This is a genomic window from Comamonas sp. wu1-DMT, from assembly GCF_040187805.1.
GTDB classification, from domain to species: domain Bacteria; phylum Pseudomonadota; class Gammaproteobacteria; order Burkholderiales; family Burkholderiaceae_C; genus Comamonas; species Comamonas thiooxydans.
Window position 1 is genome coordinate 249047 of the sequence record NZ_JBANEM010000007.1, and the last position, 10931, is coordinate 259977.

Annotated in this window: 8 protein-coding genes and 1 pseudogene; all 9 read left to right on the forward strand. The window is 47.5% G+C overall.

What is annotated here, in order from left to right:
* Positions 1 to 4: 4 nt before the first annotated feature.
* Positions 5 to 844: an ABC transporter permease gene (locus V8Z78_RS12755; RefSeq protein WP_349731492.1), complete on the forward strand. Its 840-nt coding sequence runs from the start codon at positions 5 to 7 to the stop codon at positions 842 to 844.
* Positions 841 to 1513: pseudogene (locus V8Z78_RS12760) on the forward strand (ABC transporter ATP-binding protein). The gene V8Z78_RS12755 and the pseudogene V8Z78_RS12760 overlap by 4 nt, the downstream one beginning before the upstream one ends.
* 54 nt (positions 1514 to 1567) lie before the next feature.
* Complete coding sequence (locus V8Z78_RS12765) at positions 1568 to 2641, forward strand: KpsE/RkpR family capsule polysaccharide export protein (RefSeq protein WP_349731493.1); 1074 nt, start codon at positions 1568 to 1570, stop codon at positions 2639 to 2641.
* Between the two features lie 64 nt (positions 2642 to 2705).
* On the forward strand, positions 2706 to 4385 hold the full coding sequence (locus V8Z78_RS12770; RefSeq protein WP_349731494.1) for a polysaccharide biosynthesis/export family protein: 1680 nt from the start codon (positions 2706 to 2708) through the stop codon (positions 4383 to 4385).
* Positions 4386 to 4609: 224 nt separating this feature from the next.
* Positions 4610 to 6721 carry a glycosyltransferase family 2 protein gene (locus tag V8Z78_RS12775; protein WP_349731495.1) on the forward strand — a complete coding sequence of 704 codons (2112 nt, stop codon included), beginning with the start codon at positions 4610 to 4612 and terminating at the stop codon, positions 6719 to 6721.
* Positions 6722 to 6728: 7 nt separating this feature from the next.
* On the forward strand, positions 6729 to 9539 hold the full coding sequence (locus tag V8Z78_RS12780; RefSeq protein ID WP_349731496.1) for a glycosyltransferase family 2 protein: 2811 nt from the start codon (positions 6729 to 6731) through the stop codon (positions 9537 to 9539).
* 18 nt (positions 9540 to 9557) lie between these two features.
* Entirely contained in the window at positions 9558 to 9932 is a 375-nt protein-coding gene (locus V8Z78_RS12785; RefSeq protein WP_349731497.1) for a glycosyltransferase family 2 protein, read from the forward strand.
* Between the two features lie 13 nt (positions 9933 to 9945).
* Positions 9946 to 10767 carry a hypothetical protein gene (locus tag V8Z78_RS12790; RefSeq protein WP_349731498.1) on the forward strand — a complete coding sequence of 274 codons (822 nt, stop codon included), beginning with the start codon at positions 9946 to 9948 and terminating at the stop codon, positions 10765 to 10767.
* A gap of 50 nt (positions 10768 to 10817) precedes the next feature.
* Positions 10818 to 10931 (forward strand): NAD-dependent epimerase/dehydratase family protein (locus tag V8Z78_RS12795; RefSeq protein WP_349731196.1); only part of this gene is annotated, 114 nt, incomplete at its 3' end.

Genomic DNA, 10931 nt, shown 5'->3' on the forward strand with positions numbered 1-10931 from the left:
CGTCTTGAGTCCAAAAGAACGAGGATTTATTTTGGACTCAGCCCCGTCTTCTGGTGACATCGCTGCACCACGTAGTTCACTTTCCGTTACCTTTGCGGTATGGAGCGCACTTTTCCTGCGCGAAGCCGTTGCTCGCCTGAGTGCTACACGCGGCGCCTGGGTGCTTATCGTGCTGGAGCCGGTGTTGCACGTAGGCTTCATGTTGATGGTTTTTGGGGCTTTGCGCGCCCACAACATGATCAATGCAGACACGGCTGTCTGGCTGGTGTTGGGACTGTCTAGCTATTTCACTGTACAGAATGTGTTTCAGCGCGCCATGGGGGCCATTGATGCCAATAGGGCGCTGTTTGCTTACAGGCAAGTACGGCCCATTGATACGGTGATTGTGCGTGCCGGCCTCGAGTCCCTACTGGGACTGATTATCCTGGTATTTTTATTGTTAATATTGGGCTACCTAGGTCGTCCCATTATTCCTGATCAGTTCCTTGAAGCCTGCGCTGCATTTTTTGGTTTGATATTGTGTGGATTGGGAATTGGTTTGATTATATCAGTCTCAAATCATCTAGTGCCAGAAACCGGAAGTTTATTGAATTTCTTGTTTAAGCCACTGTATTTTATCTCTGGTGCAGTAATGCCTCTTTCGATAATATCCGTTAAATATCGAGAATGGGCATTTTGGAATCCTCTTGCGCATGGAATTGAGTTGTTGAGGAAAAGCTATTTTCCTGTGTATCACGCAGCTCCCGAGGCTAATTTTGAATATTTATATTCATTTGCAGTTGTTTCGATATTCTTTGGGTTGGTTCTGCAACTGCGTTTTGCTCGGCAATTGAGGGCTCAATGATTTTTGTCAATGATGTGCATAAACGCTATCGTTCTCCTCATGGGGTTGGGCGCTGGGTGCTCAACGGGGTGAACATCACCATTCCGTCCAATGTGAGTGTAGGACTGGTTGGGCGTAACGGGGCTGGTAAATCGACGTTGCTGAATATGATTGGCGGGGTTGATACGCCCACCCGGGGTGTAGTGGAGAGGCGTTGTCGTGTTTCCTGGCCAATGGGGTATGGTGGTGGGCTTCAGGGCTCCATGACGGGCAGGCAGAATGCCAAATTCGTTTGTCGTATTCATGGTTTCGATACTTCAGAGGCCATAGCCGAGAAGATTGCCTATATCGAAGATTTTGCTGAACTAGGGCCCTCATTTGACGAGCCCGTGCGCACCTATTCATCAGGCATGAAGTCGCGACTGCAATTTGGACTGTCTTTAGCGTTTAATTTTGATGTTTATATTTCCGATGAAGCTACCTCGGCGGGAGATGCTGCATTCCGAAAAAAAAGCATCTGATGCATTTAAACGCATAGCAGATCGATCAGGCCTGATTATGGTTTCGCACAGTGACGATACGTTGCGTCAGTTTTGTCAGGCCGGTATTTTGCTGCATGAGGGGCAGGCTCATTGGTTCGACGATATTGAAGATGCCCTGAAAAATTATAAAGATAGTACTTCCAAATGACCGACTTCTTAAAAAAAAGAACGCCTTAAGGTTTTATTTAGAACTATTTTGCGAATGAAGCTTCTCGCCATTGCGCTTTTAGCTTCCATGCTGGCCACTTTTTATTGGGCCGTAATTGCCTCGGAGCGCTATGTCTCCGAGGCTCATGTATTGATTCAGCGAACTGATATGGCCTCCTCGCAGGCCATGGATTTCAGCGCTCTGCTCAGTGGTGGAGATGGTATATCTCGCTCGGATCAGATGCTGTTGCGAAACCGACTGCTGTCTTTGGATATGCTGAAGTTGCTAGACAAGGAGCTTGGCCTGCGTGAGCACTACAGCAGTCATGATCACGACATCCTCTCTCGGATGTTCTTTCATGATGCTTCGTTGGAATTTTTTCATAGGCATTTTCTCTCGCGTGTAAGTGTTGAGTACGACGAATATGCGGGCGTGTTGGTTATTCAGGCCCAGGCATATGATCCCGAGACGGCTCAGAAAATCACTGCGGCGTTGGTTCGTGAGGGCGAACGCTTCATGAATGCCATGGGGCACCAGCTTGCGGCAGAGCAAGTGAGCTTTCTGGAAAAGCAAGTCAAGCAGCGTGGCGACCATGCTTTGGATGCACGTCAGCGCATGCTTGCTTTCCAGAATGCCAAAGGCCTGATTTCGCCACAGTCGGCGGCCGAGAATCTGGCTGCGGTGGTCAACAAGCTCGAGGCACAGTTGACTGAACTCAATGCCCGCAAGGCGGCGTTGCTGGGTTATCTCGCCCCCTCTGCGCCAGGCGTTGTTGAGGTGGATCTGCAGATACAGGCTGTCGAAAAACAGATCAAGGCCGAACAGACACGGCTGACCAGTGCCAAGGGGCAGTCCTTGAACAAAACGGTGGAAGAGTACCAGCGCTTGGAGCAAGAAGCCTTGTTTATGCAGGATGCCTACAAGAGCGCTCTGGTTGCACTGGAAAAAGGCAGGGTTGAAGCCACGCGCACGCTGAAAATGGTGCTTGTACTGCAAAGCCCGTCACTGCCTGAATATCCCATGCAACCTAGGCGTCTCTACAACATTGTTTCGTTTCTGATAGGTGCGCTGCTGCTGGCCGGTTTGGCGCAGATTTTGCTCGCCATCGTGCGTGATCACCGAGACTGACCATTACAAAATACCAAGTACTATGCATCGTTTGATATTCAGCTATTGCCTGGGGTCGGCCGCCATGCTGGCCATGGCGCCCCTGCATGCTCAAAGTGACACGGATCCGTTGCAGTTGCGCCAGGCTTTGGGCCTGGGCGGGAGCGTTTCTCCGTTGGCGACGGCGCGTAGGGAAGGACCTATTGCGGCACAGGTGCCCAATCTACCGCAGGCGCCACAGACTGCAGATTACACAGCGAATCTCGATAGTGATGTATTCGGCGCGAACCTCTTCACCGGGAATTTCGCGCGTGCAGGTGCCACCCAGTTCAATCCCGATTACCTTGTGGCAGTGGGCGATCGCATCCATGTTCGGCTCTGGGGAGGTTTCACTTTTGATGAGACCGCTACAGTTGACCCGCAAGGCAATATCTTTTTGCCTCATGTAGGACCTGTGAAGGTATCGGGCATGCCTAACAAAAATCTGCAGCAGCAGATCGAAGCTGCAGTGCGACGGGTGTTTCGTGCCAATGTCTACAGCTATGCCAGTCTGGCAGCAGCTCAGCCTGTTCGTATCTTTGTGGGCGGTAATGTCATGCGCCCAGGCTTGTACGGCGGCACCAGCATGGACAGCCTGCTCAATTACCTCGATCAAGCCGGCGGAATAGACCCTGAGCGTGGCAGCTTTCTGGCTGTACAGGTCAAGCGTGGCGCCACTGTTCGCGCTACCTTCAACCTCTACGACTTTTTGCTCAACGGACAACTTCCGCTTTTGCAACTCAGTGATGGTGACGTAATCTTTGTGCCCCCTGCGGGTGGCCGTGTCCGCGTTTCGGGTTTGGTCAATAATGCCAAGCGCTTTGAATTCACCAGTGGTTCTGAAACGGTGGCCCAGCTCATGCAGCTGGCCAAGCCCAAGGCGCAGGCGACGCATCTGCGCATCACGCGCAATACTGGCACCGTCCGAAATACCGAGTACTACCCGCTTCAGCAGGTCCAATCGTTGGCGCTGCAAAGTGGTGATGAGCTTGAATTCACTGCCGACAAGAAACCGGGCACGATTACAGTGCGGGTGGAAGGCGAGCATATGAACCCGCAGGAATATGTGTTGCCGTACGGTACACGCCTCGGATCTTTGATGCAGAGCATTGAAACGGCGCCCGATGCCGAGCCTGAGAGTATTCAGCTTTTTAGGGTTAGTGTGAAAGATCGCCAGAAGGAATTGTTGGCGACCAGTCTGCGCAGTTTGGAAACGGCCTTGCTTACGGCCCGCAGCGGAAGTAGTGACGAGGCAAGGCTTCGTCAGGAGGAGGCTAACTTGGCACTGCAATGGGTGGAGCGCGCCAAAAAAGTGGAGCCTTCCGGCCAGGTGCAGATCGCCCAGTCTGCCCAACGCGACAACATGCTGCTGGAAAACGGCGATGTCATTCGTATCCCGCGCAAAGATGGTCTGGTGCTGGTGAGCGGGGAGGTGCTCTTTCCGAATGCCGTGGCATTCGATGGTTCACTCAGTCTCAAGAACTATATCGACCGCGCCGGCGGATTCACCCAGTCTGCGGATGCGGCTCGTGTTGTCATCGCGCATAGAGATGGAGCTTATGAGCAGGTGGATACCGGCAAGCTTTTTGAGAACACGCGACTCAAGGCGGGAGATCAGGTGCTGGTCCTGCCCAAGGTGGATGAGAAAAAGCGTCAGTTCTGGAAGGACTTGACGCAAATCATGTATCAGATTGCGGTAAGTGCCAAAGTGGTGCTGGGACTTTAATGGCGAGGATACTTAAAAAGCTACGCAAGCAGTGGAGGCTCCTGCGCACGCAATGGGCACAGAGATTTCGCATTCAGTATGGGACTTCAGATCTCCATGCTGCTCAGCAGATCACGCTTTTACCAGCAGGATCAAGGGAGCAGATGGCATTGGGTCGCTCATATCTTTCGGAAGGTGACGATCCTTGCTTTCGGCTAGGCTCCCCTTTGCCGCCAGGCTGGTATATGGCCGAAGTACAGATGCAAGTGACGGATGGTATGGCGGATGCCCGCTTTTATCTGGATGCAGGCGATGGAGAAAGCGAGGCCATGTCCTATGGGTTGCCCATACGCTCTGGTCGCTTGGTCAAACGCTTGCTGAAATTGTCGGCTAAATCCCGTCTGCGCTTTGACCCCATGTCTCGGAGCGGAGTTTTTACACTGCAGCACTTTCGTCTTGTGCGTCTCCCGCAGCACATGGCTTTGAGTCGTTTGCATAAGAAACTGAAGCGACAAGCTGCGCCGCATGCCAAGACTGGCGGTGAACCGCGAACTGTCGATGAGTGCTGGCAGGTCTATAACGCTCTTTTTGAACCCATGCGTCCTGGGGATGCTGTCAGCTACGAGCGATGGGTCGAAGACATGGAGTTGTCCCAGATTTCCTCACTGGAACAACAGTTGGAAGAGATGAACGGCTGGGAAAGCAAGCCTGTCATTTCGATTTTGCTTCCGACCTATAACACTCCCGTGGTGCTGCTGAGGGAATGTATCGAGAGCGTCCTGGGACAAAGCTATCCGTACTGGCAACTGTGCATTGCCGATGATGCATCTACGCGGCCTGAAGTGCGGGCAGTGATCAATGAATATGCGGTTGCAGACTCGCGTATTTGTTATGCGCTGCGCAAGCACAATGGCCACATCTCTGAATGCAGCAATTCTGCGCTTGAGCTGGTGTCTGGTGAATGGGTCGCACTTCTTGATCACGATGATCGTCTGCCTGAACATGCCTTGTTTGAAGTTGTAAAGGCTTTAAAGGAGCATCCTCAAGCGCAAATCATCTATTCGGATGAAGACAAGCTAGACCTGCAAGGCCGGCGCTGTGACCCTTTCTTTAAACCGGATTGGTCACCGGATTTGCTGTATTCACAGAACTACATGACCCATCTGCTTGTATATCGGCATCAGTTGCTGCGTGAAGTAGGTGGGTTTAGAAAAGGCTATGAAGGCAGTCAGGACTACGATTTGCTGCTGCGCTGCATTGCTAGCCTGCCTGAGGCGACGCAGAAAAACATCGTACATATACCCAAGGTTTTGTATCACTGGCGCATGACAGAGCAATCCACCGCCATGGGACATGAGCGAAAGGATTACGCCACTCCAGCTGCACTGTGTGCGTTGCAGGACTTTATGGATCGTTGCCATCCTGGTGTGCGCATGGAGGTCGTACAGCCGGGGATTTATCGTGCTCGTTGGCCACAGCCTTCCAAGTTGCCACTGGTCAGTCTCATCATTCCAACCCGGGACGGGCTGGAAGAGTTGTGCACTTGTATCGAATCCATCTTGGACAAAACCACCTATACCAACTATGAAATTCTGGTGGTAAATAACCAGTCCACTTGTTCACATACGCTGGCTTATCTCCAAGAACTGGAAACGGGTACGCGATATGATGGGCGTATTCGAGTACTTTCATACGACCATCCTTTTAATTATTCGGCTATTAATAATTTTGCTGCTCATCATGCTAATGGCGAAGTTTTGGGGCTGATTAATAATGATGTTGAAGTCATTGGCCCTGAATGGCTTTCGGAGATGGTTAGTCATGCCATCAGACCTAATATTGGCTGTGTAGGTGCCAAGTTATATTACCCAGATGGCAGCATACAGCACGCAGGCGTAATCCTGGGCATTGGAGGTGTTGCAGGTCATTCGCATAAGTATTTCCCAGGACATTCGGAAGGATATTTTGGTCGCTTGCGCGCCATTCATAATGTCAGTGCTGTAACAGGGGCTGTGTTGGTAGTCGAAAAAAAGATATATGAAAAATTAGGTGGACTGAATATTGTCGGCCTACCTGTAGCTTTTAATGATGTCGATTTTTGCATCAGGGCTCAAAAGGCTGGATATTTGAATCTGTGGACTCCATTCGGGGAGCTCTATCATCATGAATCCAAAACACGCGGAGATGAGCAGACTCCGGAAAAGCAAAGTAGATTTAAAATGGAGTGCGAATTTATGGAGGTACAGTGGGGGGATTTTCTTCGGAATGATCCTTTCTATAATAGAAATTTAACACTTGCAAGCGAGAATTATTCTCTAAATATACATTGTATTTATTTTAAGTTTTTTGATATTTAATTTAATTATGCAGTCACCTCAAGAATATGAGTCTTTGATTTATCAGCTTAATTTGCAGATCAATCAGCAAAGAAGCACCCTTCAGAGAATCTACAATTCACCTAGCTGGCGTCTGACTCATCCTTTGCGTAAGTTGGGTGGGATTTTTCATAAGCATCTGTTTCGTCGTACTAAACTAGATCTAGTACCAGTTCATCACCTGGAAAAAGGTGAAATTGAACATCGATGGATGGCGCTGGGTAATGATCCTCAGTTTTTCTTGCAGCCTCATAACCCAGCTGTGATGCGCCAGCGTGGGTGGGCTTTGCTGGAATTTACGTTGAGTTGTAATGCTCCTACGATTATTCAGGTGTTTATCGACGTGGGCGATGGCTTCCAAGATGATCTGGTACTGACTTTGCCATTCGACGGTTCCGGTTTTTGTTCTATTCCGTTGTATTTGCCTGGGACACTGCGTAGTTTGAGGCTGGATCCTTTGAATCGCCCAGGTGACTTTAGCTTGACGAAAGTTCAGTTGAAACGCGTTGAGCACCCCGGTGTGTTTCCGCCCGAACATGAGGGTGTACTTAGTTATTTGGCTTCATTGGATGAGATTAATTGTCAACTAGTACCTTTGCATCAGATTAGTCGCAATCTTCAGTCCAAATATCATTGGGAGTCTCACGGCGAAGATCCACATTTTTTATTGAGTTTTAATGGCCATAGCCGGCTGGAACCTGGTTGGTATCGTATCGATTTACTGCAGCATGGGAAAAAGAAGCGCGGTAGTGCAAAGCTATATTTTGATACCGGTGCCGGTTTTAATGAAGCGGAAACGGCTGCTATTCCCTTGGTGAGCGGTATATTGCAGCAACGTCTTTTTCATTGCGAAAAACCTGCACTCAGCGTTCGCTTTGATCCCAAGGAAACCCAGGGTCATTTCCGTATTGAGCGGTTGCAACTTGTACACCTCACAGCTGAACAGGCGCGCGAGTTAATGCTGCAGCGCCTTATGGTGCATAATAAGCAAACGCGTCAACAGCTTTTGCAGACCCTTGAAAACGCAGCTGCAATGTCTGGCCAAGATGTACAGGCGTTGCTGGAGTCAGGCTACGGCGATAGCTTTGCCACCCGACAAGGCAGCATCGCTTACCAAGAATGGATCGAAGACGTTGAAGCCATAGGACTGCCCAGTGTTGAGCAGGTGCAAGCGCAATTGGAGACCATGGCTCATAAGCCACTGATCTCCATTGTCATGCCGGTGTACAACACCGACGAGATTTATTTGAAAGCCTGCATCGATTCCGTGCTATCGCAAAGCTACCCCTATTGGGAGTTATGCATTGCCGATGATGCTTCGCCTAAGCCTCATATCAAACAGGTATTGCAAGCTTACGAGCGACAGGATTCTCGAATAAAAGTCGTTTATCGCGAAAAGAATGGTCATATTTCCTTGGCATCCAATAGCGCTTTGGATATCGCACAAGGTGAATTTGTCGCATTGCTGGACCACGACGATGCACTGCCCATGCATGCGCTGTTCTTTATGGCTGAGGCCATCAATGAGAAGCCCGCAGCGCAAATTCTGTACAGTGATGAAGACAAACTTGACAAAAACGGTCAACGCTTTGAGCCGCATTTCAAGAGTGACTGGAATCCGGATCTGTTTTATTCCCAGAACTATGTTTCGCACTTAGGGGTCTATAAGCGTGATCTGCTGCAACGTATCAAAGGCTTTAGAACTGGCGTGGAAGGTAGCCAAGACCAGGATTTGCTGCTGCGCTGCCTGCCCCATGTAAAAGGGGAAAACATTATTCATATTCCACGCGTGCTCTATCATTGGCGCACAGTAGAAGGCTCGACTGCACTCGCATCGGGTGAAAAGAGCTATACCACAGAGGCTGGCATCAAAGCATTACGTGATCACTTTGCCCAAAACGGTCCCAAAGGTATCGAAGTCGAAGCCGGCATTGTGCCCAACACCTACCGGGTGCGCTGGCCCATCCCCAAGAAGCAACCATTAGTCAGCCTCTTGATTCCGACTCGCGACCGCAGAAGCCTCACTGAAGTCGCAGTGCGCAGTATTCTGGAGAAGACAACCTATTCCAATTATGAAATTCTGATTCTTGATAACGGTAGTATTGAGCCGGAAACTTTGGAGTTTTTTGAATTAATTCAAAAAGAGGACGGGCGCGTACGAGTTTTGCGATATGACTACCCCTTCAATTATTCAGCAATCAATAATTTTGGCGAGCAACATGCCAAAGGCAGCATTATCGGCCTAGTAAATAATGATGTGGAGGTGATCAGTCCGGAATGGCTTGCTGAAATGGTTAGCCATGCCATCCGGCCTGAAATTGGCTGTGTGGGGGCTAAGCTCTATTTTAGTAATAACACTTTACAGCATGGTGGGGTTATTATGGGCTTGGGTGGTGTTGCAGGACATTCCCATAAGCATTTTCCTAGAAATCATCCAGGATATTTCCATCGATTAGTACTTACTCAAAATTTATCTGGTGTAACCGCTGCATGTCTTCTTATTCGGCGTGATATTTATCGTAAAGTCAATGGGTTAGATGAATCTAATCTTAAGGTCGCATTCAATGATGTTGACTTCTGTCTTAAAGTTCGAGCAGAGGGCTATCGTAATTTGTGGACGCCTTATGCAGAGTTGTATCATTACGAATCTATCAGCCGTGGGCAGGAAGATAACCCGGAAAAAATTGCCAGATTTAATGGAGAGGTGAATTTTATGAAAGAAAAATGGGGTGATTTTCTGAAGTGTGATCCATTCTATAGTCAGAATCTCACAAAGGATCGCGAAGATTTTTCTTTATAAATCTGTAAGGAATTTAGAATGAATATTGCTATATTGATGATGCAAAAAAATGAGAAAGATCTGCTTGAGCCGTGGATTAAGTATCATGCTGATTTGTTTGGCGCAGAGAATCTGTATATCTATGATAATGGTTCTACGGACGATGAGGTTATTTCTATACTAAAAAAATATGGTGATTTTGGCATATCTGTGGAGAAAAGATTCTCATCAAAAGAAGATTTTGAAAAAAAAGGTGAAATTTTCTCAAGGAAGATTAAAGATCTAGATGGCTGTGGGTTCTATGATTTTTATTTCCCGTTAGACTGCGATGAGTTTATTGCTTGCAAAAGCGATGATGGTGTCTTGAGTGTCGGCAAAAAAGAAATTGAGCAAGAATTAAAAAAAATATCTTGATGAGCGTCGTGTTTTGGCTATTGGCTGTGCTTATGATAATAGCCCCGTTCATGCTGATGAATATTTACCACAGCCTAATCAAAGAAAATGTTTCTTTGTCAAAAATACTTGTCTTTCACTGGATTTGGGATTCCATGAGGGAAAGGCTGTTACTACATCTGAAAAAATAAAAACAAGTATTGTTTATTTTCACTTCCATCATAAGCCATATCAAAAATATATTAATTCGGCCAAAGAGAAGTTGAAAGGTAGGGTGCCTAATTTTTCGAGAGAAGCGCTGTTAGAGCATCAAGAGAATAAAGGTGCAGGATTTCACCTAATTTCACGATTATTTATGAATCAAGCTGAGTTTAATTCTCAGTTTTCCTTGAAGAATAGAGTGCGATTTGATGGAGTTAGGAAGAAACTGGTTGATGTTGGTGCACCTTTGGATTTATTGGATAAGGAATTTGATATTTCAAGTCTAAATATTTCCAAGAGGAATATTAAGGGGTATCTGGATAAGGTATATGTAGTTGATTCCAATGTTGAATTTTTGGGTTGGTGCTTAAATGAGGAAAATAAAGGATGCGATGAAATTATTGTTGAAATAAATAATGAGGTGATAAATTATTATGATTTTCGTAAAATTTCAAGACCTGATGTTGTTGTTGAAAATACCGGTGCCGTAATTGACTGTGGGTTTAAGTTGAAAATACCTATGCCTGATTTTAATCTTAGAGATTGCATATTGTCATTTAAAGTGAAGAAATCTGATGGCGGTTTCCAATATTTAAAAATGGGAAATTCTATTATTGGTGATTGGAAGAAGATAATTGACGATGGTGCTTCGTGAATTCGCAGAATTCGTCTTAAAATTCCATTTTTTTACTAAGTTTTAATAATATGATTTTTGTAACTGGCGGTGCAGGCTTTATCGGCGCCAACTTTGTTCTCGATTGGCTGGCACATGTGAATGAGCCCGTGGTCAATATCGACAAACTGACCTATGCGGGCAAT

Excerpts from the sequence above, each read along its gene's own strand:
- V8Z78_RS12765 (WP_349731493.1), top strand. The coding sequence starts at position 1,568 with ATGAAGCTTCTCGCCATTGCGCTTTTAGCTTCCATGCTGGCCACTTTT.
- V8Z78_RS12770 (WP_349731494.1), top strand. The coding sequence starts at position 2,706 with ATGCTGGCCATGGCGCCCCTGCATGCTCAAAGTGACACGGATCCGTTG.
- V8Z78_RS12775 (WP_349731495.1), top strand. The coding sequence starts at position 4,610 with ATGGCCGAAGTACAGATGCAAGTGACGGATGGTATGGCGGATGCCCGC.
- V8Z78_RS12780 (WP_349731496.1), top strand. The coding sequence starts at position 6,729 with ATGCAGTCACCTCAAGAATATGAGTCTTTGATTTATCAGCTTAATTTG.
- V8Z78_RS12785 (WP_349731497.1), top strand. The coding sequence starts at position 9,558 with ATGAATATTGCTATATTGATGATGCAAAAAAATGAGAAAGATCTGCTT.